Source organism: Paenibacillus sp. FSL R7-0273 (assembly GCF_000758625.1).
GTDB lineage: Bacteria > Bacillota > Bacilli > Paenibacillales > Paenibacillaceae > Paenibacillus_AQ.
Genome location: NZ_CP009283.1, coordinates 1460415 through 1486662, shown reverse-complemented (window position 1 = coordinate 1486662; position 26248 = coordinate 1460415). Strand labels below are relative to the sequence as shown.

At 50.6% G+C, this 26248-nt stretch carries 29 protein-coding genes; 1 reads left to right on the top strand and 28 read right to left on the bottom strand.

Translation table 11 applies throughout. The annotated features are described in order from the left end of the window. Positions 1 to 4 precede the first annotated feature (4 nt). The 25 genes from R70723_RS31920 to R70723_RS06375 all read right to left on the bottom strand — a co-directional run bounded on the left by R70723_RS31920 (position 5) and on the right by R70723_RS06375 (position 23089). Positions 5 to 3811: a pyocin knob domain-containing protein gene (locus R70723_RS31920; RefSeq protein ID WP_052421200.1), complete on the bottom strand. Its 3807-nt coding sequence runs from the start codon at positions 3809 to 3811 to the stop codon at positions 5 to 7. Between the two features lie 19 nt (positions 3812 to 3830). After that, on the bottom strand, positions 3831 to 4379 hold the full coding sequence (locus tag R70723_RS06490; RefSeq protein WP_039870713.1) for a putative phage tail protein: 549 nt from the start codon (positions 4377 to 4379) through the stop codon (positions 3831 to 3833). Then, positions 4376 to 5440: a baseplate J/gp47 family protein gene (locus R70723_RS06485; protein WP_039870712.1), complete on the bottom strand. Its 1065-nt coding sequence runs from the start codon at positions 5438 to 5440 to the stop codon at positions 4376 to 4378. The genes R70723_RS06490 and R70723_RS06485 overlap by 4 nt, the downstream gene beginning before the upstream one ends. After that, positions 5433 to 5846 (bottom strand): DUF2634 domain-containing protein, encoded by a 414-nt coding sequence (locus tag R70723_RS06480; RefSeq protein ID WP_039870711.1) that lies wholly within the window; start codon positions 5844 to 5846, stop codon positions 5433 to 5435. Before R70723_RS06480 ends, R70723_RS06485 begins: the two co-directional genes overlap by 8 nt. Beyond that, positions 5843 to 6178: a DUF2577 domain-containing protein gene (locus R70723_RS06475; protein WP_039870709.1), complete on the bottom strand. Its 336-nt coding sequence runs from the start codon at positions 6176 to 6178 to the stop codon at positions 5843 to 5845. Before R70723_RS06475 ends, R70723_RS06480 begins: the two co-directional genes overlap by 4 nt. A 2-nt stretch (positions 6179 to 6180) precedes the next feature. Next, positions 6181 to 7146: an XkdQ/YqbQ family protein gene (locus R70723_RS06470; RefSeq protein WP_039870706.1), complete on the bottom strand. Its 966-nt coding sequence runs from the start codon at positions 7144 to 7146 to the stop codon at positions 6181 to 6183. 4 nt (positions 7147 to 7150) lie between these two features. Continuing rightward, positions 7151 to 7849, bottom strand: a complete 699-nt coding sequence (locus R70723_RS06465) for a LysM peptidoglycan-binding domain-containing protein (protein ID WP_039870704.1) — start codon at positions 7847 to 7849, stop codon at positions 7151 to 7153. Further along, positions 7849 to 10620 (bottom strand): DUF4200 domain-containing protein, encoded by a 2772-nt coding sequence (locus R70723_RS31915; RefSeq protein ID WP_052421199.1) that lies wholly within the window; start codon positions 10618 to 10620, stop codon positions 7849 to 7851. The genes R70723_RS06465 and R70723_RS31915 overlap by 1 nt, the downstream gene beginning before the upstream one ends. A 56-nt stretch (positions 10621 to 10676) precedes the next feature. Continuing rightward, positions 10677 to 11069 (bottom strand): hypothetical protein, encoded by a 393-nt coding sequence (locus tag R70723_RS06455; protein WP_039870702.1) that lies wholly within the window; start codon positions 11067 to 11069, stop codon positions 10677 to 10679. A gap of 232 nt (positions 11070 to 11301) precedes the next feature. After that, on the bottom strand, positions 11302 to 11724 hold the full coding sequence (locus R70723_RS06450; RefSeq protein ID WP_039870700.1) for a phage tail assembly chaperone: 423 nt from the start codon (positions 11722 to 11724) through the stop codon (positions 11302 to 11304). A gap of 26 nt (positions 11725 to 11750) precedes the next feature. Further along, on the bottom strand, positions 11751 to 12215 hold the full coding sequence (locus R70723_RS06445; RefSeq protein WP_039870698.1) for a phage tail tube protein: 465 nt from the start codon (positions 12213 to 12215) through the stop codon (positions 11751 to 11753). Position 12216: 1 nt separating this feature from the next. Next, positions 12217 to 13533, bottom strand: a complete 1317-nt coding sequence (locus tag R70723_RS06440) for a phage tail sheath family protein (RefSeq protein ID WP_039870696.1) — start codon at positions 13531 to 13533, stop codon at positions 12217 to 12219. A gap of 3 nt (positions 13534 to 13536) precedes the next feature. Then, positions 13537 to 13755, bottom strand: a complete 219-nt coding sequence (locus R70723_RS06435) for a hypothetical protein (RefSeq protein WP_039870694.1) — start codon at positions 13753 to 13755, stop codon at positions 13537 to 13539. Continuing rightward, positions 13752 to 14171 (bottom strand): phage tail terminator family protein, encoded by a 420-nt coding sequence (locus R70723_RS06430; RefSeq protein ID WP_052421198.1) that lies wholly within the window; start codon positions 14169 to 14171, stop codon positions 13752 to 13754. Before R70723_RS06430 ends, R70723_RS06435 begins: the two co-directional genes overlap by 4 nt. Positions 14172 to 14173: 2 nt before the next feature. After that, entirely contained in the window at positions 14174 to 14581 is a 408-nt protein-coding gene (locus R70723_RS06425) for an HK97 gp10 family phage protein (RefSeq protein WP_039870691.1), read from the bottom strand. Further along, positions 14578 to 14952 (bottom strand): hypothetical protein, encoded by a 375-nt coding sequence (locus R70723_RS06420; RefSeq protein ID WP_039870688.1) that lies wholly within the window; start codon positions 14950 to 14952, stop codon positions 14578 to 14580. The genes R70723_RS06425 and R70723_RS06420 overlap by 4 nt, the downstream gene beginning before the upstream one ends. Position 14953: 1 nt before the next feature. Then, a complete protein-coding gene (locus R70723_RS06415) occupies positions 14954 to 15322 on the bottom strand; it encodes a head-tail connector protein (RefSeq protein ID WP_039870687.1) in 369 nt (122 codons plus the stop codon). Further along, positions 15306 to 15587, bottom strand: a complete 282-nt coding sequence (locus R70723_RS06410) for a DUF7210 family protein (protein WP_039870686.1) — start codon at positions 15585 to 15587, stop codon at positions 15306 to 15308. Before R70723_RS06410 ends, R70723_RS06415 begins: the two co-directional genes overlap by 17 nt. Before the next feature lie 37 nt (positions 15588 to 15624). Continuing rightward, the gene (locus tag R70723_RS06405; RefSeq protein WP_039870685.1) at positions 15625 to 16644 is read right to left on the bottom strand and encodes a major capsid protein; all 1020 of its coding nucleotides are present in this window, start codon (positions 16642 to 16644) and stop codon (positions 15625 to 15627) included. Between the two features lie 22 nt (positions 16645 to 16666). Further along, the gene (locus R70723_RS06400; RefSeq protein ID WP_047171047.1) at positions 16667 to 16999 is read right to left on the bottom strand and encodes a hypothetical protein; all 333 of its coding nucleotides are present in this window, start codon (positions 16997 to 16999) and stop codon (positions 16667 to 16669) included. A gap of 20 nt (positions 17000 to 17019) precedes the next feature. Beyond that, positions 17020 to 17646 carry a phage scaffolding protein gene (locus R70723_RS06395; protein ID WP_039870684.1) on the bottom strand — a complete coding sequence of 209 codons (627 nt, stop codon included), beginning with the start codon at positions 17644 to 17646 and terminating at the stop codon, positions 17020 to 17022. 260 nt (positions 17647 to 17906) lie between these two features. Continuing rightward, entirely contained in the window at positions 17907 to 19712 is a 1806-nt protein-coding gene (locus R70723_RS31910) for a minor capsid protein (RefSeq protein WP_052421197.1), read from the bottom strand. A gap of 12 nt (positions 19713 to 19724) precedes the next feature. Continuing rightward, positions 19725 to 21176, bottom strand: a complete 1452-nt coding sequence (locus tag R70723_RS06385) for a phage portal protein (RefSeq protein ID WP_047171046.1) — start codon at positions 21174 to 21176, stop codon at positions 19725 to 19727. Between the two features lie 19 nt (positions 21177 to 21195). Beyond that, entirely contained in the window at positions 21196 to 22602 is a 1407-nt protein-coding gene (gene terL / locus R70723_RS06380; protein WP_039870681.1) for a phage terminase large subunit, read from the bottom strand. Then, positions 22595 to 23089, bottom strand: coding sequence for a hypothetical protein (locus R70723_RS06375; RefSeq protein ID WP_039870679.1), 495 nt, complete (start codon positions 23087 to 23089; stop codon positions 22595 to 22597). The genes terL and R70723_RS06375 overlap by 8 nt, the downstream gene beginning before the upstream one ends. A 91-nt stretch (positions 23090 to 23180) precedes the next feature. On the opposite strand from R70723_RS06375, the gene R70723_RS06370 reads away from it, so the two are divergent. Next, positions 23181 to 23819: a hypothetical protein gene (locus R70723_RS06370; protein WP_039870678.1), complete on the top strand. Its 639-nt coding sequence runs from the start codon at positions 23181 to 23183 to the stop codon at positions 23817 to 23819. 99 nt (positions 23820 to 23918) lie between these two features. Here the strand turns inward: R70723_RS06370 and R70723_RS06365 are convergent, their stop codons facing one another. From R70723_RS06365 to R70723_RS06355, 3 genes are read right to left on the bottom strand one after another with little or no spacing between them, the layout of a single operon-like run. Then, positions 23919 to 24380: a sigma-70 family RNA polymerase sigma factor gene (locus R70723_RS06365; protein ID WP_039870676.1), complete on the bottom strand. Its 462-nt coding sequence runs from the start codon at positions 24378 to 24380 to the stop codon at positions 23919 to 23921. Then, positions 24377 to 25762 (bottom strand): DEAD/DEAH box helicase, encoded by a 1386-nt coding sequence (locus R70723_RS06360; protein WP_039870674.1) that lies wholly within the window; start codon positions 25760 to 25762, stop codon positions 24377 to 24379. Before R70723_RS06360 ends, R70723_RS06365 begins: the two co-directional genes overlap by 4 nt. Next, on the bottom strand, positions 25759 to 26040 hold the full coding sequence (locus R70723_RS06355) for a VRR-NUC domain-containing protein (protein ID WP_039870672.1): 282 nt from the start codon (positions 26038 to 26040) through the stop codon (positions 25759 to 25761). Before R70723_RS06355 ends, R70723_RS06360 begins: the two co-directional genes overlap by 4 nt. Positions 26041 to 26248: the final 208 nt, after the last annotated feature.

The following is a 26248-nucleotide window of genomic DNA, read 5'->3' as shown; positions in this document are numbered from 1 at the left end:
CTGCTCAGACCGTTTCTTGATACGCTATCCAGCTCAATGCTTCATACCCATCGACAAATGGGATTGTTACGGAAAACCCATTAGAAAAGGCAGCTCCATTAAATTGACCCGAATCGAGCATCGTCCCGTTACCATCACGTCTTGACCACATCCATCTGCCATTGGCAAAACCCATAGCGGTCATCCAGCTTCCATTGTTAATCCCCGTCACTCGCACTACAACACTGCCAGGGTTAAAGGCTAATCCGGTGATATTGGCCGTGCCGTCAGTAGTGTAGAAACTGCCTGTCGCCCGTCGTGTACCCTCTACTAATGTGCCGGTAACTCCAAAGACATTAACACCACTACGAATATTAGCAGCGATAAGGTCTGTTTCAGCTGATTGTAGTTGTGCTGTTGATACCTTTATTTCTCCGGCACCCGCACCCCCTTTTCGATATCCCTCAGAAGGATAAACAGCCAAGCCTCCATCCGGCCATATGCCTACGCCTTGAGCCGGATCACTACCTGACGTAATAACTGGCATCGTACCCGCCTTACCGAAAAGCGTTATATCACTGCGCCAATTCCGGCGATTAGCTAAATTTCCCTCATAAGAATGGATCGACGCTGTAGGATCGTAATAACCTGCAGGCGGATTTAAGAAGAGGTCCCCGCTATCATTTAGGATTGTACCGGCCGCATCCTTAGCTACGCCCCGGTGATCGGGCATTGTTCCATTAACCACCCCATTCTCTCGGCCCACTGTATAGCCAGACAATACCTGTGCTGCTTCCGCCGTTCCGTACTCACCCCCTTCACCCTGTAATTGAAAAACTGAACCGTCATAAACAAGCGTATAGACGCCACCAAGAGCCAAAGCAGCGTTATTGCCGTTTGGCTTTTTGATTGATTTGGCTCCCAGGCCGTTGACATTGAGCGTAGCCGGGCCAGGGCTGGCGACATGGGCCTTGATGGTCAAGCGCAACCCGACAGTCAGGGCAGCTGGCGCAGGGTTTAAGCTGGCCGCTAATGCCGCATAGGTGCCGGTGGTAACGGCGTACGACAAAGATCCTTGGACCACTTCGGCCAAGGTTTTCCCTGCTAATGTTGAATATTTAGTATTCAAATTTTCTCCGTTGAAATGAATATCTGGAGAATAGAAATAATCGCTTCCTTCCACATAGCTTATCGAGCCGCTTATCTCCGCATTTAAAACAGTACTACTTTGAATGTTATACCAGTCCAGACCAAAGATACTGAAATTTGTATCCCCGTTAAAGCTTATTGTCTGGTATTCTGCATCTGTTATATATACATCTATACCGCCATATTTCACACCATTGTATGTGAAGGTACACGGTCTAAACACTTGAGATGATGCCCCTATTTTAAACAAAGACCAGTTCATCGCAGTGGTGTTGAAGCGTTTTTCTGCCGCTATCATAGCAGTTATCTGTCCGTTAAGTCCGTTATGTCTTCTCATTAGCAATAAGCCGTTACTAAACGAACTTGCAGAAGGGTTTGTGTTTGTAAGCTCGCAAAGCGCTATGACAGACCTTCTATAAGATGTCGTTTGTAAACTACCTGTCAGATTAACCCTTCTTGTAACACTTTGTGGAAGGATCGCGTCTGGAAGAACCCCTGCTGATGTCAATCCTGCAATCCCGCTCGCAACATTGTACATGCTACTGTTTGGTATACCTACCCAAATGCCCCACGCACTGTTGACTCTTCTTCTCATGAAATGATGCGGGGTTCCCGAAGCATTAAGGTTTATAGCTATCTGAGATATATAGTCATTACCGTTATTTGTCCCAGAATGAACTTGAACTTGTATATGCCACCAATTCGTTGAATTTGGAGCATTCACAAGATTCACACCGTCATAAAATCCAGCAGTGACCAAACTATTCAGATTGTAGCCAGACTCAAGAATTAAATTTTTACCATTATCTTGAGTTAAGGAAAATTTCTGAACCGCATCTGGTACGGCTGATAACGCAATATCTCCGTTACTGTCCAATCCAGCATACCCGCCAGAAACATTCTTTTGGGCAGTTGTCTCTATCTGTTGCCAAGCAGTCCAAGTGCTAGAATAATAATTTCGTGTATATATTGCTGGACTACTAGCAGATGTACTGTAATAGATTATCGTTTGATTGCAACCTGCACCATCTGTACTCACCGTTGTTTTTACAGTAAGGTTGAAACAATATGAACCAGTAATTGGTTGATTAGTCATTGTGCCCGCTTGAGCATTTGAGATAGTATAAAACTCTCCCTCTGCCAACAGTGTATTCAGGTCTGTATTCATGGCCATTGCAGCGGCCTTCACCTTAATTTCTCGCCAAGCCGACCAAGAAGACCCACTATTCCGACTTTCTCTCGTAAACTTTCTGATTGTCGTTGCAGTATTGACAGTTGCATAAACATCAGCATCTTGTGTTATATAACTTGAATTGTATCTTTTCACAATTACGGTTGTTGTCGAGCCTGTCACCGGAAGATCGGGACTTGTAAAGGTTAAAGTATACATACCTGTTTCAAGCAGCGTATTAGGGCTTACTGTAGGATTTCCGCCTTTACCTAAACCCGTATTACCAGTAAGGGCATGCTTTTGAATTTCATACCCAGACTGTGTCACTGTATCATCTGGTATCGTTTGAACTGCTAATGGGAGTGTTGTCGCTGCACCTGTATAAGGAGCGCCTTGCGTCCATCTTTTTGAGCCAATCGGTCCGAGAGTTTGGATTTTAACAGCGTAAGCATTACCCTGAGTATTCCTAGATTCAATGGTAAGCGTCCAAAGCCCATCCTTCCAATAAATATCGGATATAGAAACGTTGTTCCTCATCGCACCAGATACTTCAGTGTATTCCGAGGTTTGTCTGTGTATGGTGGTTGCCGCACTCAGCATCACATCTAATCTTTTCGTGAGCCTACCCTGTGTCTCTGCATTATTCCAACTACCAGCAATTGTAATCTCTACAAATCCGCCAAAAGCTTGAGCAGGGAGTGTGTAATCTATTTTCTGGTTAGCTGTACCATGAGCAAAACTGAATGCAAATGCTCTCTCTGCATATGCTCCTTCCAGAACTACACCTTTACCAACTACATATGAGTCAGAATCTAATGCAGCTACCCCATTTGCAACATTTCTCTGAGCGACAGGAATATACGATGTAATTGTTGTTGCCAAAGCATTCCAACCCGCACGCTCGGCCGCAGTAATGTGCCGGACGTTATCATTAACATGTGTGGTTAAATTGGTCTGTACCGCATTTGCCTTTGTTGAAGCGTCTGTAGCAGCTGCAGCTATTGCCGCAGCCTGCGCACTGTTAGCCTTGGTTTGTGCACCTCCGGTTGTCTCCTTGGCGTTCCAGTCCGTGCGTTCCGCAGCTGTGATATGCCGGGTGGTATCATCAACATGAGCCTTTGTCTGCTCCAGGTTAATGGCCGGCGCCGTTAGAGAACTCGCCTTACCCGTTATGCCCTTGATTAGCGTAAAAAGACTGGAGAATAAGGCTGTAATCGTCCCGGTCAGACTAGGCGTTACACTTTCTGTTGCTGTCCGGCTGCCAATAACAGAATCCGAAGCCGACCCAGCGCCGCCAGCTCCAGCCGTAATCCCCGAAAGCTTCGTTTTCTCGGCCGTTGTGTAATCATTGGCAGACAGCCCTTTGCCGGATACCTTGTCTACCTTATTCCCAACGGCAGTGTCAATCTTGTCAAAGTTATCATTGAGCATTTCCTTAATATTAAATGTGTCATTACCGTCCGTTGCCGGATCTTTCTTCAGCAAATCCAAATTCGGTGTTTTACTTGGCATAAGCGTCAGTGTCCTCCTTTCATGTATCCAAAAACGGCGCGAAGTCGGTAAGCTTACGCTGCTGCAGTTGATTTAAGGTCATTGCCTGCACCTCCCGCAGCAACAAATACCGATACTTGTATTCCAATGCCATGTGTGCCGGCTTAAGGTCTTCCAGTGCTTGCTTCAAATCATCTAAGTTTGGCGGAATGCCCAAGGTATCTACAAACGTAATAATGATCCTGTACTCTGCTGGGACGACGGCAACCGCTACAGTCCCGCCATCATAAGCCTGAGCAACATTTTTAATCATATCGCCGGAGACCTTGCCATAACCGCGCATCTTGGAGATGATAACTGACCGGCGTTGGTCTATGGGCTTTCCGGCGTCTACGACAATATGCAGCTCATTTTCAAATCGATCGAGTGCCCAGGTAGCATATTCGGGATAGGCTTGATGTAGCAGTTCTTCAACCCTGCTGCCAAGCAAATCAAATTCCGGTCCCTCGGCCTCTAATAATTCGTTCATCTCCACGATTTCAGCATAGTATCCCGGCAGATAACCCTTTAATCGATCTGTGCTGCTCATGCGGCCGTCACCGTCACATTACCAAGCACAGGCACTGCATCTTCAGCGATTTGGATGTTTATCACACCACCATTGACCTTGAGATCGCTATAATCGACCACCGGTGGGATGTCCAGAATCAAACTCTGTATTCGGGTGTATCTGACCAGCGTTTCGGTAAAGGCCAGGCTGGCCAAATAGGTCTTTAACGCTTCCTCCAGGAGTGTCTTCACCTGTACAGTGGTTGCGCCCGTAGCAAGAGTAACCTTTACGGATACGTGTATAAGCACTTCTGTCGCGCCAACCACAGTCACCACCGGACCAATCGGAGCAGCTCCGTTGCCCATACCATCCTTTGTAGGATCAATATAATTCTGCACGGCTGCCACAATAGCCGGCGACGGGGCACGCATCTCATTGTTTAGCAGAGAGACTTTTACGGTACCTGGCCCATTCCATAATGGGAATGCCTTCGCCCGACCAACGCCGGCGATCTCCCGGGCCCACTCCTCATATTGGTATCGGTTGCCGCTGGTAATTGGCTTGGAGATGCGCTCCTGGTACCGTCCATAAAGAGTAGCATCCGTCTCCCGGTCTACTCCCGGGATGAGAATCTCAACCAATTCAGCCCGAGCCAGATTGTTAATAAAGTCAATGGGCAGCAGCGGTCCAAAGGTTTGGTTACCCGCGGATCCTGCTGTCTCTGCTTCGAGCCGATAATCGCCTATGGCCAGCCGATCAATAGCCCTGTAATTGATCTCCCCAACCGAGAACCGGCTACCGGCGGGCACGTCCATTGCGCTCCCTGCAGAATCATAGAAGCGCCCGCGTATTTGTGCTTCAGTAGCAGGTTTTCGGGATACTCCGGACCACGATACGGCTTTATCCAAATAATCGCCGCTGGCTGTATCTGCAAACATAAGGTTTGCGTTTATATCCATCTCCACGTACATTTGCGCGAGCTCCAATGCGGCCGGCGCCATGGCATCATAAATAATACTGCCTTCGCGCTTGTCGATGTCCGCCGGCACACGGTCCAGCATCCGCTGCAAAATGGCTTCAAAAGTTTGTGACTCATACATTGCTGCTCACCTCCAGTGCATCCGTATAATTGCCATAGTCACTTTCGACCACAAACTGAACTAGAGCTGTATCTCCCTCGTAGGAGAAACGGAACTGAGTCGCGGAAGCGATTCGGTCATCTGGCCTTAATGCTTCTTTGACCCAGCGCTCCACCTCTGCCTCAAATACAGCCCGACCGCTTACTGCGCCTACATCGGCCTCATTACCATAAGCATCGCTGTAAATCAGATGCTCAAAGCGAATGGTTGAGAGCATCTTAAAAACGGCTTGCTTTACTGCTTCTAGCCCATCCACAGCTACGCCGCCGATACGCCCCCTGGAGAGGTCTAATTTATAGGTAAGGCTTGGCTGGGGTGTTTCCTCCATATCCTCATTCAGCAGCACGATGTCACTCTGAGGGATCATCCACTCACCACCCTGTCCAAAATGATATAACGCTGTCCACCCTGCATCCGGAGCAGCAGGAGCTTATCATCGGCAGCCAGTGCTTTTCGTAAGATAATGGGACTGGTCAGTGCTTCGCCCGTCGTTCCGCTGCCGGACGTGTGGGTGTGCCGGAGGTTTACCTTTAACTCCGTCAGCGATTCTGGGATAATTAAAAAATCCTCTGTCAGCTCCAGCCGATTATCGACTATCACCTTGAGAGGATTTACGCTTACGACTCTTCCCATCTGTACCATGACCGGCCCGGTCGCATCGATTGCGCCCAACGCCGCTTGCTTAATGGCTTCCAGCATATTTACACCAGCCTCAGCTCCAGCTCCATAGTATGCACTCTATCCGACTTCTTGTGGACACAACTATCGACCAGGAAGAATTTATTAATACCCATTTTCTTTATATACAAATTGATATAATAGCCGGCGCGCAGCCGGTAATCGCCCAGAGCTTCAACGGAGAGTGACCGGGATTCGCGATTCCGTAGAAACAGCAATTGCGTCAGCTGCTCATTAATCTGAGCCTGGTTCAGGTTTTCATCCACGCTCTCATAGAGCTGCAGCAGTCCCCACTTTTTAATTGAGTTACTGTCTTTGGTTACATAAGTCTCCCGCTTGCCCGTTTCCTTATTATCCTTGTACAGCACAATCTGATTATAGGTCTCATCATCAATGCTGCGGGTATAAGCGTAATCCGTCATTAGGCTGTCATCGCCAATGACCAGCGGGAAACGCATCCCGGTGATGTTCCGCAGGCTCAGGCTGCCGAAGTTGTCGTAAAATACAAAATTGGTCCCGTAGTTGATCAGTGTTTCATCCAGGGCCATGCAGATCATATCAATGTAGGTTTTGTTGTCCCGGATCTGAGCAGGGATGATATACCCACTGTTCTCCAAGGTTCCTGTTTGGAGCTGCATATCCTTAGCGATTTTCTGGATTACCTGGGTCGCCGTCTGCTTCGTAAAGACATATGATCCTGAATTTATGAGATAACGGATCTGATCATAGGCCAGAATCTCAATTTCTTCTGTCTTACCATCATTTATTTTAAAAATGTAGCCGTAGAAGATTTTTTGCCCCTCATCGGTATACCGGACCACATCCCCGTCGTTTATCTTAAACCCCTTGTCCTGGTAGATCCCGCGGTCTATGATTGTAAATTCTAAGGAAGCCGGCTTGCCGATCCGGTACGTACTCCAGGTAAGATCGGATACAATCTCCGAGACATCCCATATGTTGCCGTCCTTATTGTCAATCAGCAGTTCCATTCGATCACCCCGGGAGCTTCAGGACCGTGCCGATTTTGAGCGTCTTCAGCTGCGCATCCGTGAGGCCGTTCAGTTTTTGGATCTCTTTCCACCGGCTGCCGTCGCCCAGTTCGCGCTTGGCAATCTTCATTAGTGTATCGCCTGATTTCACGGTTACCGTCTTCGGCTTGGCCCGTTCATCTGGACGTTTAGCTGGCTCCTTCTGCGTCGTTGTCTTGGTCGTGCCGGCTGCTGTCGGGGTTGTCTTCAGCGTCACCTTCTTGGCAGCGTAAAACACATATTCCTTCAGCTCCAGCTCATATTCAAAATCACCGGGAGCGCCGGCTACCTCTTTATAATTGAATATCTCAATACTCACGGCCAGATTGATCTTGAGGCCCAGGCTGGTAAAGATAAACCGAATCGGCTTCCTCTTGCTCATCCAATCCTCAATGAGCTGTATATAATCAGCCGGCTCCCCCCAGTTAGCGGATGAGACATATTTGGGAACGGTGCCGCCTGGCGGGATGGCCGGAAAGAAACTCTCGAAGTGAATCGTCTTGAGCCCCGGTGCTTTAATCACATTGATCTGGCCCAAGTCTGTGATGGAATATGTCTCCCCGTCCCCTTCACCGGAAATTTCAATCTCTTCCGGAAGAACGGGCAGCTCAAACCATATGGCCCGATTATTAAAGCTCAGTTCAATGCTATAGCCATCTGACATTAGGAGTACACCCCCTTGGCCGAGCTGGCGACTTCTTCAGCAAGCACTATTCCAATTTTTTTGACAATGGAATCGACATGGGCCTCACTGTTTACCGGCCCCGTCTTCACTTGAACGGTGGGGGTCAGCGTGACAAAATTCTGGATGTTTTTCATCTCGGCCACATCCCGCATGATTCTCATGTCTTCCTTGCTGATGTCGATCGGCTTTTCAATCTTCCCTACTTTATCAACCTTCTTCAGCGTATCATCAGCCGCATAAGGTGTCCGGGCAGCGTCCGCTCGCTTGTTCCAGTCATCGAAATTATAGGCGCTGCCGGCTCCTGCTTTGGCGGCAGCCTCCTCATCCTTTGACTTCTTCTCCGCAGCAGCTCGCTTGTCCTCACGGTCTTTGAGGAACTTCTGCACATCTGCTTCCCGTTCCCCTGCTTTGGCTGAAAGAGCCGATTCCTTTGCTGCAAGTTTTGCATCCCTGGACTGCCGGGCAGCTTCTTCTCTGACAGCTTCGCTGGCTGCGAATTCGACATAACCGATTGTGTCTAAGGTCACACCGGGAATATCCTTAAGCTTTTTTATTAGACCATTAATTCTGTCTATTGCTCCATTGGCCAAATCCTCCAGAATCTTAAGAGAAGCCACCTTTGCATAACCGAATGCGTCTGCAATACCGTAGCCAACCCGCATGAAAAATAGAGGAATTTTATCAAAGAAACCCAAAATGACATTCCAGGCGCGCAACATGGCCGCAGCGAACTGATCATTGGTCTGCCACAGCTGATACAGATAAACGATCAGAGCAAGAATCGCAGAAGCTATAAATATAAAAATGTTGGCTTTCATTACTGTATTTAAGGTTGCCCAGGCTGCCGATAGCCCGCTCGTAGCAAGCGTCTGCAGGAAAATAGCGGCGGTACCTGTGCCTGTTGCGATTGCCGCGATACCTTGTGCCGCCGCAACCGCCAGTGTTCCAGCTTCCCAAACGGCAAAGGCAGCCACCAGCCCATAAACGATAGGTTCGATATTTTTCCAATTATCGTTAAAAAAGTTGTATACAGCTGTAACGGTGTCCAGTAGGATCATTCCTCCTCGGACAACCCAATCCAGTCCTGCGCTTAAGGAGGCGAAGAACGGATCAAATTTCCCTGCTTGGAATGCGGCATTAAGCTCTGTAATGAGAGGCATTAAGGACTGGACAGCTGCTGCGCCTGCTTCCGCTAACATAGACCGGGCGTTATTCCCTAATGTCTCCATCTGCTTGGCTGGACTTTCCATCATTTGTTCAAAGGCCGCTTGACCCATCTTTTGTTTCTCCAGCAGCTTGTCGAATGCCTTGATAAAGCCGTCGATGTCGCCTGTCTTACCCAGTTCATCAATTTTGAAAGCTCTGATATCTGTTTTTGACATGTTAAAGCGCTCAGCCAGAGAGACAATATCCCCGCTCATCGCTTCCTTAAGCGCGAAAGCTGCGCCCTCGATCCCATTCCCCGCACTGTCAAAAGCATTCAATTGCTTAACCTGACGATTCAGAGCAGTGAGCTGATCCGTATTTTGAGTGGCAGAGAAAAATGACAGTGTGCTTTGCAGAGACTTATTGACGTCCTGCCCGGCTTTCAGAGCATCGTCCTTAAACTTCTCAAACATCGCAGTACCAATCTCCGCATCACCCGTTCGGGCAATAAACATATCAATCATCTTCTGCTGCTCCATCGCCCCGCCTATCGTCGCCTCTCCCAATGCCTTAATGCCGGACATAGAAAGGTAACCACCAACAAGCCCACCGAGGCCAATACCGCCGCCAAGACCCCCGCTCCCATTCCGCCCTCCGCTACCAGCGCCACCTCCACTTCCACCGCCTCGGCTACCCAGCATCCGGTTTACAAGCAGACGTAATCGATCAACCGTAGTAATCAAGGTGCGTAGTAAGGAATCCAGTGTAGCCGGTAGCGTCAAGTTAAGCCTTGCAGTAATGGTGCCTATCCGCGCCTCAATCTGAGAACGCAGCAGTGTGGCCTGATGCAGCGCACGTGCAGTGTCCAAGGTTACGCTGACACGGATAGCAGCAGCTCGGTTACTACCAAGACCATGAATGAGGGAATGCAGCTGTGACCTAACCGCTGCAGACTCAGGCAGCTCTATTCTTACTTCTGCAGTTATGGTCCCTATCCGGGTTTGTAGCTGCACTCCCAATAAGGAAGCAGCCCGCAGAGCCTCTCCAGCGTTTAACGCCGCTGTAATGGAGATAGGCGGCACTGCTGCCCGAATTGCTGCCAGTTGAGCTGGCAGGTCCGGAATATCGACTCTCATCACAGCTACAATCACACCTATGCCGCGCTGAATCTCATCACGCGTATTAGCAACTGATCGAATTGCTTCTGCCGTATCAAGTCTGATAGATAACTGCAGGGCAGGCAAAGAAGATTGAATCGTAGCCAGCTGAGCGGCGAAGTCAGATGTGGCCAGCCGTACCTCCAGCACTGATGCGCCATATTCAGCTCCTATTTGCTGCCGCACCGTGCGGAGCTGCTGCAAGACCTGTTCCGAGTTCACGGACAATTGTATGGCATTGCCTGGACCTAGTGCTGCCAGCAGCTCCTTGACTCGCTGAAGCTCCGCCACGGCATTTCCCACTTCGATCTGCAGGCGAACGGCCATTTGCATCTGCGCACGAAGCCGCTCCATAATTGCAATGGTTCTATTCATTGCATTATCTACTGCCGCCAAGCGCTGCGTAAAATCCTCATACAGTTTGATGCTGGCTTCAATGGATGGCATAGCCTCCTCCTTTCTGAGTGCATGAAAAAAGCACCCCAGTATGGGATGCTGTTTAATTACTCTACGCTATTAAATATTTCTTTGGCTTTTGCGTTATTGGTTTCTAGAACAATTTTGCCTTTAACCGGCCAGTCTTGCATAATTGAATTATATTTTTCAATAGCCTTTTTAGCCTTTGCATTTGTTTCATATTCGTATAATTTAACAGTGTTAGTACCTATGTTAAATATTATCCCATCTTTTGCATCAATCATTTCATATTTGGGCTTTTTCTCTCTATTAATTCCTTTTTCTACCCCTGAGTCAACATCATGATTAACATCTTCTCCAGAGTTGTTAAAGGCCTCAATAAATTTATCCATCGTGAGATTATCCGCTTCGTTAGACGAACATCCCGAGAAAACCAGCAGCAGACAGATGATTAACAACCCGCTCCAAAACTTTTTCATGTCACCCTCCAAAGGTAATATTTACAAACAATATACCAAATGGTAGCTTGAGGGGTCTATTACTTTTTACGAGCTTTGGCCGCATCCTTCTTTTCCTTATCGATCCGAACGGATATCATAGCATAGATACCCGCCCGCTCCCGGGGAGTCATCTCCATCAGCTCATGCGGCAAAATATGCAGCTCGTGGAGGGCGTAGTAAGCCAGGTTCGCCTCCGGATCGCCCTCCTCGATTAGTTTTTTACTTCGTCCACCAATTCATTCAGATCCTGATCGTAACCATTCAGCGCCTGCACACGCTCCATCAGTGCCGTGAACTCGCCCGGCAGCAGCATCTTCCGCAGAAGGGCCTCTGCACCTCTTACGCCATAGGACTTCTGCAGCTCTACATCCTTTAGATTCGGGTACACTACGGAGGCTCCTACCATCTTGGCCAGGTAATCATTTGTATCAAATTCAGGTGTGTACACGCCGTTACGGCCCTTTACCTTTTTAGTGGCTGCTTTCCGCAACTCCTGGTTCTCTTCCTCTGTAATGCTTACGAGCTTCCACGGAATTGGCTTGCCATCCTTATCCTTGAACCGCTTGGATACGACAAACTCCTCTGTTGCAGCTACCGCTGCAGCCTGTGCAAAAAATGCTGAGAATTCGCTCATTTTCAATGTTCCTCCTAAATTTTATTTTAACCGAGCGTCGGAGTAGTGAAAGCTTGACCAATATCGACATCCTCAAAGGTAAACTCCACATCCTCCTCAAGGTTCTCAGAATCGGTATCCAAAGACACCATGACCACACTGTCAAGGTTGACGCCCAGCAGTGTAACGGTCTGTGTTCCGATTGTCGATGTTGGATCCTCATTGGTTACCGTGATATCAAAGAACGTATCCCGGCCTGTTTTGATGTAATCCAGCATGAGCTGCCGGAAGCGTGTCGTCACATAAAAAATAGTCATCGTCCCGGTACCTGTCCATCCCGTTGCTTTATGCTGCACACCGCGCCGGCCCAGTGTGCGCACTTCCGCTTTATTCTTTTCCGCGGTAGCCTCAATTGCCTTCACATAAAACATTTCCTCAAATTGGCCATTAATCGTAGCGTAAGCCCGGCCCTCTTGGCCGCTGATGGTATCTCCAGCTTTTAAAAATGCCATCCTATTTCACCTGCACTTTCATATAAACTTTTTCGATGGAATCCACCGGTTGAATATTAGCTTCAACATAGATGGCATCAGAATCAGTGCCCGGCAGAACAGTGATGTCCGTCTGAGCATCAAAATTCTGTATGGCGTCGATGCCCTGCAAAGCATCCAGGTAAACGACAATTTCCTTCCGGAACAGCGCCCGGCCATCCACGTTATTGCTGACCTTACCGATGTAGGAAGCCTCAAATATCCGCTTCAGGTCATTCGCAATACCGTCCAACACCCGGATCACCCGATTTTTATGGAAGGATTTATTCTTGGCCGGCGTGTAGCTCAGGAAAGTATTAATGTCCTGCTCCACCACTGCACGTCCACCTGATGGTGTAAAGATAAACTCTCCCGCACTCAGTGCCGCCTCGATCTGGCTATTCGTGTAACGCGGAGCCACATCCACAGCATCGTCATAGGCTGCATAAGTCAGTGACTCATTCATCTCAGCACCGGCAGTTGCTCCAGCCACCCAAGCCGTTGCCTGCGCTGCTGTCAGTGTCGTGCCATCCGAGAGTACCACACCATTGCGGACACTAAGCACGCCTTCGTTGTCCGCCGTCGGGTAATTCTCCAGCACAGCCTGTACCTTCTTGCCCTCTGCATCCCGTAGGCGGCGGATAAATGCCGCGTAGACGGCCTTCAGGGCGTTGTCCGTGGACGGCAGGGCCACCGTCTGGAAGTCGTATAGCTCGAGCGCAGCCAAAAACGCAGTGTGATCCGCATTAGTCACGGCACCGTTAGCCCCGCCAACCAGAGGCGCACCAGCTGAAGCCGTCAAGGCTCCGGTACCGCTCCACACGATCCAGTCATTAGCGACCAGACCGGCAATATTGGAGACCACCTGCGTATCAACAACGGATCCGTCCAGGAGCGTCTTGACATCAAACTTTGTATTGTCATCCAGGTTCGTCTGCACAACCACCCTCAGGGCATTGCCGCGCAGGCCGCCATACTTGGCTGTCGCCGTCAATACGCCGGCGGTTACCGCTGCTTTGGTACCCTCATTGAGTTTGTACAGCAGCACTGTCCGGGCTCGCTTCAGCGTCTCTCGTACCAGCAGCAGCTCAGGTGCGGTAAGGTCATAGCCCAGGCGGGTCAACGTATCCTCGCCAGCAACAATCGGCGTGATGACCTTTGCTGCGCCCCAGGGCAGTGACAACGCAATACCGGCTACTCCCCGGCTGCCCGCAGCACCAAGCGTACCGCCTGACGATTCAACATTGATGTATACACCAGGTCTGACTTTATTCTGTAAAGTCCATGTGCCTCCAGCCATAACCTATTCAGCCTCCTTATTCTTAAAATCATCAATCACTTGCTGCGCCTCGGCCACGGTGTATAGTTTCTCCTGTTCCAGCAGCGCCGCCAGCACGTCCTTATCTTGGTAGGAGTACTTGGCTGACTCTAAAAATTGCCGCTTCGTATATGCAGCCTCAGAGGCCGTGGCAGCGGGCATACTTTCAGTGCTGGTTGCACCTTTTTGATTTTGTTCTTTCACTTCAAACCGCCTCCTTGTGTCATTGTCTGCATTTTCACTTCCGGATCCCGCTCCCGGAACAGATGGTAATTGTACTGGACGAAGAAATGCAGAATCCCATCCACGATTTCATGCCGCATGCCGGTGCCGCGGTATCCCCCCTCACTGCCAGTTAGATACTCGATTTCCGCATATAGCCGCTCAGCCATCAACTCACAGGCTTCCCGTGGTGCTGCATCTCGATCCGGGAAGTAATGGACATCGAAGGAGTTAAACCGCTGGCGTCGCCGGTTAATTCCGCGGGCTTGGTTACCTTCCATGAGCAGCACAAAAAAGCACGGCTGCTGCATGCCCTGCTCGACCGCTTCGTCATAGACCGGTAGCTCCGGTAAAATTAACGACAGCTTCTTAATGAGTGCGTTCTTAATATCCTGCATGCTCATCGCCCCATGTGTCCTTCCATGTATTTTTTCAGCTTCCGCTCCATGATCGCCGGCAGCTCCCGCTCGAGCTCCTGCACAGATAGCGTCAGCATGAACTTACCGTTCACCCAGCCGGTGCGGAGGCGGGTAACATGACCGAATTCCACATATAGCGCATACTCCACGTTATTCGTGATTTCTACATGCACCCCACCGTCCGGCAGCCGGACCACTTCGCCAATCTGCCAGCCTTTCCGCAGTTCTCCTGTTAAGACGGGTGTCCGGGCGATTGTCTTGGCCAGCAGCCGGCCAGCCAGCTCCCGGATGCAATCCTCGACAAAGGTGGGGAAGTCCATCCGCATCCGCTGGAGATTCTTCTGCAGCTTCTTAAAATCGGAAAAGTCAAAGCTGCCCAGCCCACTCATGCGTTCTTCACTTCCCGCAGCTTAATCTCCTGATGGGTAGCGTAGCGGAACGGCTGCCCTGCCTGCTCGCCTTGGAAGACCATCCCGTTCTGCGTCACCGTAATCCGGCTACCGGGTTGTATAAGCACATCCGGAGAAATAAATAGCTTAGCGTCATAACTAATCTGATTGGCTGCTACGGTCTGTGTCGCCGCGAGCAGAGACGATTGAGACAGCGCACAGGGCTCGTCAGCCAGCACAACAACCGGCTGCTGCCGCGTCTTACCGGTTACCGGGTCTTTGACATCCCGCTGCTCCATGACGGTCGCCAGTCCCTCATAGGTACTTTCCAGCGCGGCCCGCTCTGCAGGGATATTACCGAAGCTCGGCATATTACCACCTCATCCTACGGAATGCGATCAGCTGCGCCTCATAGTTTCGTACAAAAGCTGCACCAGAGCCGACGGTAACTACTGCTTTGCTCCCGCCGAACGTTGTTGTCACATCTCCGCGCTTAATACTGGTGACGGTCGGCGCGGTCTGCTCGAACTCTGTCGCATACTTGGCCCGGTAGAAGTCCTCCGCGATCTGCAGCACCACCGTGTCCAGCTCACGCGGGATAGAAGTAATATTGCAAAAGGTCTTGATCGCCTGGACGATGGACTCCAGAGCGAAGATCAGCTGGAAATCCTTCGTCACGCTCTCAAGCGGGATGCCCAGCAGCACCTTGAGCTTCGGCAGATATTTAAGATGCTCCTCCATCGGCCTCACCCGCTTTCAGGATTACGGCCAGCACATCCTCCCGTTTGGTCGCTTCGCCCAGGTCGATGCCGTGTTCTTTGGCATAGACTTTCAGCTCCGGCAGCTTCATCTCAGTTACCAGTATCGCTGCAGGCGCTTCATCTTCCAGGAAAGTGACATACTGCTCCAACCGGGCAAACTCCTTCTCTGACACGCTGAAGGACTCCCCCTGTTGGTACAGCTGGCCATTATGCCGAATCGGTATTTCCTTGACTTCCACTTTCACGCTAATTCCTCCTTGAGGGCGGCGGACCGCCCGTTAATTACAGTACAGTAGCCTGGAACACTTCATCAGCTGCTGGAAACGACGGGAGCGCGGTAGCTACTGCCTTAGTCCAGGTGCTAACCGGATCCTTGCCTTCCTCATATACCATAGCCAGCACATTACCGACCTTGGATGTGTCGATCTGCGGGTTACGGGCCAGACGGATTTCCTCCGCTGTCGGACCATAAATCGTTTCACCCAGCGGGTCGGCCGGCAGCATCACGAATTTGTTCTGCGGGAAGTAGCGCAGCTGCTCATAGGTACCGTCGGCCTTCTGTTTGCGGTAGACCTCTTCATATGTCGCAATGGTAGGAAGCTCAAGCTGGGTCATGAAGGCGTTCAGATCGGTGCGCGTAGCTACCCGCGCGGAATTATTGCCGAACAGCGCTCCAATTACTTTCGGATTCCGCAGCAACCCAGCCAGGGCAGCGGCAGAAGTCAAAGCGCGCTTTGGTTTCGTTCCCATGGAAGCGTACCAGTCCATCAATTGCGTGATTGGATCACTGTCGGGATCAGACCACAAATCAGATCCGGAGAGGACTTGTTTGTGATTAGCCGGAACCTTGTAATCCAGAGTCAGGTTCAGCCCATTCTCATTCAGCGTCACCGTACCATTTGAGGCCGCCTCCATTCGCATAAGCTCCACTCGGGCACGAACACCTGCCGTCAGAGCGTCCACATCGTTGTATACCTGCTTCATCAGGTACTGCTGTTCTGCAGGGGTCCGCGGGTTCTCCAAAGCGATAATGTCCTTCTCCTTCATTTGACGTTTCCGCTTAATCAGCGCCAGCTCCATCGCTTGCTTTGAACCTTCACGGCTATCAATCTCCGCTTCGGTATCAAAAGCATGAACACTGGCAATGACGGGAACCATACCCGCCCCTTTGATCTGGTCGAATTCCAACGAATCCCGCTTGACCTCAGGGAACAGGGTTTCACCCAGCAAAGCCGGGTACTGACGGTTGCCCAGATAGTTCAGAATTTCGGGCTGGCTAAAAAGATCCAATACACTTGGCATGATTTATAATCTCCTTCCGCGCTTACACGTTTTGTTTAAATTTGATATCCGACTTAGCCGCCAGGGACGTCTTGGCAGCTGCAGCCAAAGCCACCGGCAAACGAGCTTCCAAAATCCAGGCATCCACCAGCACGGCACCTGGCTGCGGGCCTTGTGTTACATCTGTGTCGGTAAATACAATACCGATGGCTGTAGCATCATTTGCTGGATAAGGTGTGCCCGCCTTAACAATTTTCCGGCCCTGCTCATTGGCAGTTACATCCTCATCACTAATCTGATAGGTGTAGCTGACGTACTTGGAGCTGGCCAAAAAGTTGATGTTTTCGGCCTTCCCGTAATCTTTGATATATGGCATTTGTTAATCTCCTCTCTGATTTAAGCCCATGGGTTATTAGCGGCAGCCGGCGCTTTCCCGGAATCGTTGGCCGCCTTGGCGAAGTCTGCGGCGACACTGGCCCCGCCTTCACCTTTCGATTGGTCCTTACCATCGGGCGACTTGAAGCCTTTGAAGGTCGGCCCCTTGGCCTCCTGTTTCTCGGCAAACAAAAAGCCCTTGCTCTCGCGCAGGGCCTTCACCTGGTCTTCCAGCCCGCCCTTCACAGCGCCACTGTCGTCCAACTCAATTTTCGATTTATCCAGGAGCCCGGCAACGATATCCGGATCATGTGCCTCACCGGCCAGCGCAAGCTTGAGAGCCGTGGTCAGCTGCAAATCCTTCACCTTGGCTTCATAATCCGTTTTGGCCGTCTTGTTTTCATCCTGCAGCTTGGTGATCTCCGCCTTTAGCGTCTCATTGTCTCCTGCAGACTTCTTCAGGTCCTCCAGTTGGCCAGCTACCTTGTCACGGTCTTTCTCAGCCTGTTTCTTAGCTTCGGACACATCGTTATACTGACTTTTCGGTACAAAGTGTAGCGGCAGTGTCTTACGCACCTCAGCATCAATTTTTTCGACCTCGGTATCCGCAATGCCCAACTTCTTCAAAAGCTCTTTTAACCAATCCATCTATAATTCGCCTCCATTGATTTTTATAGCTGCTCTCCAGCTCGGGAGTGGTCCGTTATGCTCCGGCCCATGAGCAAATAGGCCGCGGTAGTCTCATCCGCGGCCCAACATAAAAAGCACCCTCGCATATTGGAGAGTGCTTTTACGATTGATCTTTTATTTTTTCTTTCAGGTGATCGGGCAGTGGCGGGATCTGTTTCATCAAATGATCAATAAATTCGTCGCCTTTCTTGCTGAAATCCGGACTTAGCGGTACATCATCATATTCGTGGATCAGTCTTTGTTGCTGTGAAGTCTTCCTCATACCCCCACCCCATTTCTTTTACGAGTCTTAGCAGTACCTGGTAATCAAAGTACTCTGCTTGTGCTGTTTTTGACATTGTAGCATACTTTTTATCCTTTTGTAACAAGGCATTGACCTCTTTGAAGATGCCCGGTAGTACACTGCGAAGCGCCACACCATCAGCGGCCGATTCCGCAGCATAAACGAAACTGACTCCGCCATTATGACCTGCAGCCACAACAGCCTGAATGGATAAGTAATCTCCCAGGTTCAGAGAGTCCTTTACATTTACCCTCGTGCCCCGGGGATGGTTATGCGTTAAGATGACAGACCGCGGCGGTGCTGCTATCAGCTTCTGATGCATTTCCTGAGTAAAGGCTACTTTGTTAACCGAACCGGATAGCCGAATCAGCTCGTCACCGCTGTTCATATCCAGCGCAACAAGAATTTCTTTACTCTCCTTGTACCCGCTTCGGGCAACCTCCCGGTTTACATCAGCTACCTTGTCCAGCACGTCATCTGGGATATTCGGCAAGTCAGCAAAATAACTGGCCCGGGGATTGTACCTCCGGTTGACCAAGCCACGACGCGGCTCCTCTACGGATGCCTCAAACTCATCCATCGTTGGTAGTGAAAGGGACTGTTGCTGCGGAATGCCCACACCTTTATCAGCAGACCCGGGAATCTCAATTGTGGTCAGCGGTGTTTCCGGCTGCTTCCGGGCCGGCGCTTCTGCCAAAACCGGTTCTGCTGCTTCAGGAGCATACTTCTTTTCCCACTCTGGATAGGTGATATCCTCCGGCACCTTATAGGTCTTGCCGTCATCGTCCCGGGCCGCCCGCTCCTTGATGTTGTCCTCATAGTGCGGGATGGTCGTGGAACGGCAATAGGCATGTAGCGGTGGGTAGTTAACATATACGATAGCATCCGTTACAGCGAATACTTTTCCGTCCATATCCCGGCATTTTTCTGATGTCCGTTTATCCAGAGTGGCCGTGAATCTATATTCCTCGACTCCCAGCTCCTTATACCCCGCCAAGCGAGACTGTCCAGCAAAAAAAGCTGACTCCGTCAGGATGAGCCGCTCCGCAACCCGGTACGATACGCCCAGCCTATCCTGCAGTTGCAATATCATCTGCTTGGAGGTCTTCCCACTGATCAGCCCTTGTGTGAAGATGTTGCGCAGCTCGCCGTTCAGCCGAACCCGATCCGTCCAAATCCGGCTGCTGAAGTTGCTGCCGTCTGCTGCCCAGGGAGCGGATAGGATGGCTTCCAACTCCCTTTTATCGATTTTGGCGAAGGAAGCACCAATGCCTGCCCCCTTTTCCAGCTCAAATATCGTGTGATAGTATCCATCCTTGTAGACGTTGCCCAGTAGCTCCGTGGTGCCGGCCAGGCGTTTCGCTGACAGCTCCTCAACATGCTGCTTCATCTGCAGCTGAATGCTCTCCAGCCGAGTCACACGCACACGGATGCTGGCATTCTCCAGTTCCTTCATCCAGCGCTGGTCGATGGCGTTCTCCTTGCCGCGGGCGATATAGTCATCGACAGTCCACCTGAATTCCTTCAGTTCCCCAGCCTTCAAGACCCGCTTTGCTTCGGACAAGCTGACCAGGCCGTTATTGTCCGCGAAGCGCTGGTAAAAGTTGTTCACATCTGTCTGAATAGCGATTTGGGCTTTCCGGTATTCCTTCTGCATGGACTTCGTAAAGGGAACCCCCTTATTGATTAGGGATTCGTTGAGCTGCTCCATCCGGCCGGACCAATAAGCGGCTGACTTCATTCGTCATCAACCTTAATCTGGGGCTGCTGGCTTAGCATTGCCCTCACCTCCCGGTTTAGCAGACAGCCCGTAATCGTCCATCTTGTCCAGAGTTGCCTGCTCCTCCGCTTCAATCCGTCGCAGCTCCTCCTTGGTATCCGTTACCCATGGATGGTTAGCCACGATTGTCTCCCTGGATATGACACCGGTGCTGTTACTGGCATCGGTAATCGCCTCGGACTCATTAATCAAAACATCCCGGTTAAAGATAAAGGTCACCGGCTCCTCAGAATAATCCTTACCGGTTGCAGCGGCCAGATGAGTGTCAATAAACCAAAGCAGCTGCTGCAGCCCGGCCTGCAGCTCACTTTCCAAGTCGTTGCAGTCCAGATCCAAATCCTGATACAAGGAGCGGAGAGCCACGCCAGAGGGGGCACTGGCAAACTTGTCGGACTGGGTATCGACCCCACGCCCAAACTCGAATATATCCTTGCGGGTCATTTCCATGTGGTTCTTATAAGCTTCCGTATCCAGATCCAGGCTGATGGTATCCACTCCGCCGTCACCGTCTACAAAGGCCACCCGGAAACGGGCAATATTCTCGCGAAACTCCCCGCCACCCTGACCGCTGTAGTTCTTGACTACGTAAATACTATTCGGCAGGTCCTCCAGGTTGTTACTGTTGGCCGACTTCTGCTTGTCATAGTCATCGACTTGCCTTTTGATCAGCTCAATTAGCGGCTGCTCCTCGGAATTGTACTTGAAGCAGACAAACGGGATACGCTCCCAGTTCAGCGGATTTTCAGCGTTACCCTGGACGACAGCAAGGTGATTCCGCTTCTCCAGCAGCCTGAGCTTGCCGGTGTCTTCCTCAAAAATCCGGACGCCGTCCACGTCCCACCACTCTACGCGCTTCACTGTCTGCTTCCGTTTGGCCACATACCCCTCAATCTCATAGGTCCGAATAAAAGCGGACAGTTCAGTATGTGCGGCATCCTTCCAGATCGGCAAGCACTCTTCCGGATTCAGCCGCATAAAGGCCAGCTTGCCGGTCTCAGTATAATACGGATGCAGCCAAGCTTTGCCGCAGTTAACGGCATCCTTGCCCACATTCTTGAAAAGCCGCTTGAAGCCGTCACCAAAGAACGATTCCAGCTCATCCTGATAAGCCGTCTGCTCCGTCTTCGGCAGAAACGGCTTGGAGAGTAAGTATCCTGCTTTCTGATCTACCAGCTTGCGCAAAAAACCATGAGGGATCCGGTTATCGGCCAAATTGTCTGCAGTCACCAGCCGGCCATCGCCATCAATGGTCTTCCGGCGCTGCTCCAGGATATCATTTTTGATCCGGTAGTATCGCTTACCAGTAATCATCCACTTCCGTTCCTCGGAGCGCTCCCAGTCACTGACTTCAGCCTGAATGATTTCCTCGAGCGTCATGGGCGCGTTAGCGTCCAGGTTCTCCAGAATCTCCTGTAAGGTCTCCATCGTTTTACCTCCTTCCCTGTTATTTCTTGAACGACACGCCAGTCTTTTTGTCTATCATCTCAGCTAATCCAGTGGTTGCGTCTGGGGCATCATCGTTTTTATTTTTACCTTCTTTTTGGTAACTCGTCATAGCTCCGTAATACTCCGGCCAGCGATCACGCCAGTTGACTGGATAATAAATGTGTTCCATCACAAAATTACTGTTTGATAGAATTCGCGCAATTTTGTTCTTACTCTGATGAAACCATTTGACGACCACGGAGCGGGTCTTATGTTTCTCCCAGATTAATCGCTCGACATTACGTGCATAGCCGCGCCCTCCGCTGTTGGATTCGATCTCGGCCAGGTTCACTGCATTCCGAACAAACATATCCGCCGCAGCTGGTTCCGTGGTCTCCATCCCGTCTTTGGTATACAGCACATCCAGTACATATCCCTCGCCCCTGTAAACGCCCGCAACAATTGAACATAAAAAATCACTGCCTTGGTCAGCAGTGTCCGTATAGGATATGATTTTCTCAAACAATGGACGCCCTTGTTCATCTCCTGGGGTATCGGTGTACGTTTTGAACGATTTGTACAGTCTGCCCTGAATGTTGATCGGAATCTGCTGATAATTGGCGCTGGCGATATCAGCGCCCATGGCCCGCACCTTCATGTCGTAACTCTCCCGGGACAGCACATCCGGACAGAGCATCGTGTCATCATCCTGCAGGGCCTTCATAGTCAGGTGACGAACGCGCTTCTTCTCGGCCTTGAAATGCTCCAGCGCCCGCCCTGCTAGGTCTCCCGTGGCCCAGCGGGTCATGATGATGATAATCTTCCCGCCTTCCTCTAAGCGGGACAGCATCGTATTGGTGAACCACTCCCAGTGCTTCTCCAGCACGTTCTCGTTGCTGGCCTCCTCGGCATTCTTGATCAAGTCGTCGATGATCAGCAGCGTGGCCCCGAAGCCGGTAGCCGTGCCCGTAGGAGACGTAGCCAGATAGCTGTTATAGCCGCCTTCCAGGCTCCAGAGGTTCATAGCCCCGTCCCCGCGCTGAATTCGGACCTGCGGGAAGATGTCGCTGTATACGATCACGTTCGGATCCGCCTTTACGGTGCTTATGCCGTTACGTACGGCTTTCGAGAATGTTGTGGATAGTGTCTCGTTATAGGAACCGGTCATGACCTTCTCGTGCGGGTTCTGACCAAACACCCATTGTGCCAGCATAGAAGCGGTGCGGCTCTTACCGTGTCGGGGCGGCTCGTTGACGATCAGGATATCATCGTCTGATTGATAGAAATCCTGCATCTCTCCGCACAGCTCCACCAGATACTGCCGTTCTGCGCGGTAGAAGTCCGGCGCCATGACCTGGCAGAAGCTGAAGAACTCGCGCCGGGCCAGCTCCATGCGGGCACCTCGGATGATTGCCGCCTTATCCACTGTCGATCAGCTTCCTCAGCTCGTCTGTCGTCAGATCGGCATACGGGTTGTTTACATCTACGCTACCGCTGTGCTGCACTTCCTGCTTGTCCCGCCACTTATCCGGCCGGCGATTCTTCAGCCAGAAGATCTGAGCCGTGGTGTCCCCCTGGACTTCCTTTGTGACTCGCTTGGTCTCCGCTATGACCGTGACCCATTCGCCGGTCTCATCATCCTGCTGCTTCACAGCTTCCTTGGTCACCTCATCATATTGATAACCTAGTGCCCGCTTCAGTAGCGCATTCTCGACAGCACGGTCCACAACCTCCTTGCCCTTTTTTAAGGCGTCTGAAATGTCAGGAAACTTATTCTTCCAGTCATACAGCGTTTGACGCTTCACGCCCATATTTAAGGCTATCTGTTCGTCTATCAGCCCATCGCGTGCCCAGCCCTCAAGCTTCAGCAGCCCTTCAGGCGTGAGCCAATCGTGATATTTACCTTTTGCCATAGGGATGCCTCCTTTTGCTCAAAATAAATGGAACCTATTTACAAATATAACCGTTATACCTATTAATATTGTTGTGGAGGTATCTTAGATAATGGAAAACACTGAAAGATTGAATGGGAAAGAATGGACTAGCTTAGTTGCCGAATCTTGTTTACAGCTCATCCCTTATATTGGAGGCTCCCTTGCCACGTTATACTTTGGTGCAAGGGAAGAGAAACGATTTAAGCGACTCGAATCGTTCTATAAAGAATTAGCGGAAACAGTTAATCAACTTAAAATTGAATTTCCTGATATTAGTAATTTCAATCAAGAAGAGTTGATTTTTCTGATTGAGGAACTGAATGAAAAAGTTGAACGTGAAATATCTGAAAATAAGCTCAGGCACTTCAAAAAATATTTGCTCTCTACACTAACTCAAACAGACCAACAAAACTTTGAAGAACAGAAGCACTTCCTGTACACACTAAGTGAAATGAACTTGTTGGATTTTGAGGTAATGTCCTACTTATCACAAAATAATTCCCCCGTTATTTTGGATAAAATACCCAACACGGCAAATGATGTTTACGCACTCGTTGGAGCTGTAAATAAACTACGGAATTTCGGCTTTTTGGAGCTTCCACGAATAAACTTCATGTGGTCAGGCGATAAAAAAGAACATTCAGTTCAAAATGTTAATATCACATCATTTGGATTAAAATTCTCACAGTATTGTATTCAGTACAATTGAAAGAAAAAGAGCCCTCCGCAATGGGGGCTCTTACTTATAGACAGACTCATAGCACTGTAGGTTGTGCGACATGTTGTGCGACAGTACGTGCGACAAAATTTACAAATATTCCTTAGAAACCTTATGTTTTGCCCGATCTACGTACATACGTACGGTGTTTTTAGACAATTCAAGCTTATCTGAAATCTCCTGAAGCGTCAAGCCCTGCGCCATGTGTAACAGGAAGCAGGTCCGCTCCCGGTCGCTCAGACTAAGCAACGCATCTACCAGCCTCAGCCGCTCGGCCTCTGTGATCTCCCGTGCTGATAGTTTGATATAGATTTCCCTCTGCCGGTATACGTCCGTTCGCTCGGCCCCTCTGCGGCTCCCTGGACGTCTGCCGCGCCGCATCCAGGTTAACGCATACCGCATGTCTGCCAACATCCCGGAGACTGTTTCCGCCTCCTCTGCTGCCGCAGGGACGGAGAGGTCCAGGGTATCCCGGTATCTCTCCAACACATGCGTCTCCGCAGCATACTGGCCAATCAGGGTTTCGATCCATGTCGCCTTGATAATACTCATGCCGCTTCCTCCTTCGCTAATTTATCTATTCGCGCTTTGACCGCAGCCATTAAGGCGTTTTGGCCTGCGGCCTTACGCTCCAGCGCTTCTACGGCTTCGCCGTCTATCGTATCCTCAGCCACCAGGCGAATGACCACGATGTTATGCTTAACGCCCTGCCGGTGAACCCGGGCGTTGGCTTGCTGGTCCTCCTCCAGGCTCCATATCTGATCAAACCAGACAACCGTCCGGCAGCTCGACTCCTGGAGGTTCAGGCCGTGGCCCGCTGACTTTGGGTGAAGCAATAGCAGCGGGATCTCGTCATTGTTCCAGGCCGCGATATCCTCATTACCTGCGGCACCCTTGCGAAGGATCTGAGCCTGCGGGAAGCGCTCTTGAATCCGGCTCAGGCTGTGCTTGAAGTTATAAAACACCATGACCGGCTTTCCGTTGGCCGCCTCGAAGATGTCCTCAAGCGCGTCCAGTTTGGCATCGTGAATATGTTTCACGCCCTTATCCTCGTCATACACAGCCCCTGAAGCCATTTGCAGAAGCTTGCCAGACAGCACTGCCGCAGTTGTAGCTACCACATCCGAATCCATGAAGGGCAGCAGAAGCTCCCGCTCCAGCTTCTTGTACTGCTCCCTGGCTTTCGGGGATAACGGAATGGAGATTGTACGGTCAATCCGCTCTGGCAGTTCCAACCAGTCCTCGGCCTTCATACTGACTGCGATATCTCCAATCGCCTTGTATATATTCTCCTCGGCCTCTTTCTTCACCCGCCAGTCATGAACCACATGACCGCTGCGGCTTCCAGCGTTGAAATACCGGTCCCGATACCCGGTAATCGTCTTGCCTAGCCGCTCCCCTTGGTCCAATAGGTATACAGGTGCCCACAGATCCATCAGACTATTGGGGGCTGGGGTACCGGTCAGGCCAATCAACCGCTTGATCATCGGCCGCACTCGCCGCAGCGCCTTGAAGCGCTTGGACTGGTGATTTTTAAAGCTGCTTAACTCATCAATGACCACGGTGTCAAACGGCCACTTGCTGCCGTACTCACTAACCAGCCACTCCACATTTTCGCGGTTAATGATCCACAGGTCCGCGTCAGTCTTAAGCGCCTTCCTGCGGGCATCTGCACTGCCCAGCACCTTACTGATACTCAAATGCTGCAAGTGGTCCCACTTGGCCGTCTCGCGCGCCCAGGTGTCCTGTGCCACCCGAAGCGGCGCAATCACCAGAACCCGGGAAGCATCGAACAGGTCATACAGCAACCGGTCAATCGCCGTTAAGGTACTCACTGTCTTGCCTAGGCCCATTTCCAGAAGCAGCGCGATAAAGTTAGTGTCTAAGATTCTCAGTGTCGCATAATCCTGATACGTGTGGGGGATGTACTTCAATTCGGCATCACCTCCCGAATGAAGCTCGTGATATCCTCCAGCGAATCTATCTTGTAATGCCGCTGTCCCAATTTCAGCAGCTTCCGCTTCCAGTGTTCTTGAAGTGATTCCAGTTGCTTACCTGGGGCCTTCATCTCGACATAAACTGTCAACCCATTCGGCAAGATGACCAGGCGGTCCGGCACCCCACGATTCCCGGGACTTACCCACTTCGGAGCCAGGCCACCGATCCGCTTCACCTCTCGGACCAGTTGGCGCTCCAGTGCTGACTCTCTCATACACTCAACCCCCTTGTTGTTGTCGCGCACGCACACGCGTATGTGCACTATTACGTGTAGCATACGGGCGCTCACTTACACAATTTACCTACTCCTATGCTATCTACATTTAACCGTTACAGTAGAGTTTCACAGCAACATCAGCAACAATATGGCCTGAATCCTTGCCTGGCTTACGCTTGGCGTGTTTCCGTGAAACTGTTTTTTC

Excerpts from the sequence above, each read along its gene's own strand:
- R70723_RS31920 (WP_052421200.1), bottom strand. The coding sequence starts at position 3,811 with ATGCCAAGTAAAACACCGAATTTGGATTTGCTGAAGAAAGATCCGGCA.
- R70723_RS06490 (WP_039870713.1), bottom strand. The coding sequence starts at position 4,379 with ATGAGCAGCACAGATCGATTAAAGGGTTATCTGCCGGGATACTATGCT.
- R70723_RS06485 (WP_039870712.1), bottom strand. The coding sequence starts at position 5,440 with ATGTATGAGTCACAAACTTTTGAAGCCATTTTGCAGCGGATGCTGGAC.
- R70723_RS06480 (WP_039870711.1), bottom strand. The coding sequence starts at position 5,846 with ATGATCCCTCAGAGTGACATCGTGCTGCTGAATGAGGATATGGAGGAA.
- R70723_RS06475 (WP_039870709.1), bottom strand. The coding sequence starts at position 6,178 with ATGCTGGAAGCCATTAAGCAAGCGGCGTTGGGCGCAATCGATGCGACC.
- R70723_RS06470 (WP_039870706.1), bottom strand. The coding sequence starts at position 7,146 with ATGGAACTGCTGATTGACAATAAGGACGGCAACATATGGGATGTCTCG.
- R70723_RS06465 (WP_039870704.1), bottom strand. The coding sequence starts at position 7,849 with ATGTCAGATGGCTATAGCATTGAACTGAGCTTTAATAATCGGGCCATA.
- R70723_RS31915 (WP_052421199.1), bottom strand. The coding sequence starts at position 10,620 with ATGCCATCCATTGAAGCCAGCATCAAACTGTATGAGGATTTTACGCAG.
- R70723_RS06455 (WP_039870702.1), bottom strand. The coding sequence starts at position 11,069 with ATGAAAAAGTTTTGGAGCGGGTTGTTAATCATCTGTCTGCTGCTGGTT.
- R70723_RS06450 (WP_039870700.1), bottom strand. The coding sequence starts at position 11,724 with ATGAGCGAATTCTCAGCATTTTTTGCACAGGCTGCAGCGGTAGCTGCA.
- R70723_RS06445 (WP_039870698.1), bottom strand. The coding sequence starts at position 12,215 with ATGGCATTTTTAAAAGCTGGAGATACCATCAGCGGCCAAGAGGGCCGG.
- R70723_RS06440 (WP_039870696.1), bottom strand. The coding sequence starts at position 13,533 with ATGGCTGGAGGCACATGGACTTTACAGAATAAAGTCAGACCTGGTGTA.
- R70723_RS06430 (WP_052421198.1), bottom strand. The coding sequence starts at position 14,171 with ATGCAGGATATTAAGAACGCACTCATTAAGAAGCTGTCGTTAATTTTA.
- R70723_RS06425 (WP_039870691.1), bottom strand. The coding sequence starts at position 14,581 with ATGAGTGGGCTGGGCAGCTTTGACTTTTCCGATTTTAAGAAGCTGCAG.
- R70723_RS06420 (WP_039870688.1), bottom strand. The coding sequence starts at position 14,952 with ATGCCGAGCTTCGGTAATATCCCTGCAGAGCGGGCCGCGCTGGAAAGT.
- R70723_RS06415 (WP_039870687.1), bottom strand. The coding sequence starts at position 15,322 with ATGGAGGAGCATCTTAAATATCTGCCGAAGCTCAAGGTGCTGCTGGGC.
- R70723_RS06405 (WP_039870685.1), bottom strand. The coding sequence starts at position 16,644 with ATGCCAAGTGTATTGGATCTTTTTAGCCAGCCCGAAATTCTGAACTAT.
- R70723_RS06400 (WP_047171047.1), bottom strand. The coding sequence starts at position 16,999 with ATGCCATATATCAAAGATTACGGGAAGGCCGAAAACATCAACTTTTTG.
- R70723_RS06395 (WP_039870684.1), bottom strand. The coding sequence starts at position 17,646 with ATGGATTGGTTAAAAGAGCTTTTGAAGAAGTTGGGCATTGCGGATACC.
- R70723_RS31910 (WP_052421197.1), bottom strand. The coding sequence starts at position 19,712 with ATGAAGTCAGCCGCTTATTGGTCCGGCCGGATGGAGCAGCTCAACGAA.
- R70723_RS06385 (WP_047171046.1), bottom strand. The coding sequence starts at position 21,176 with ATGGAGACCTTACAGGAGATTCTGGAGAACCTGGACGCTAACGCGCCC.
- R70723_RS06375 (WP_039870679.1), bottom strand. The coding sequence starts at position 23,089 with ATGGCAAAAGGTAAATATCACGATTGGCTCACGCCTGAAGGGCTGCTG.
- R70723_RS06370 (WP_039870678.1), top strand. The coding sequence starts at position 23,181 with ATGGAAAACACTGAAAGATTGAATGGGAAAGAATGGACTAGCTTAGTT.
- R70723_RS06365 (WP_039870676.1), bottom strand. The coding sequence starts at position 24,380 with ATGAGTATTATCAAGGCGACATGGATCGAAACCCTGATTGGCCAGTAT.
- R70723_RS06355 (WP_039870672.1), bottom strand. The coding sequence starts at position 26,040 with ATGAGAGAGTCAGCACTGGAGCGCCAACTGGTCCGAGAGGTGAAGCGG.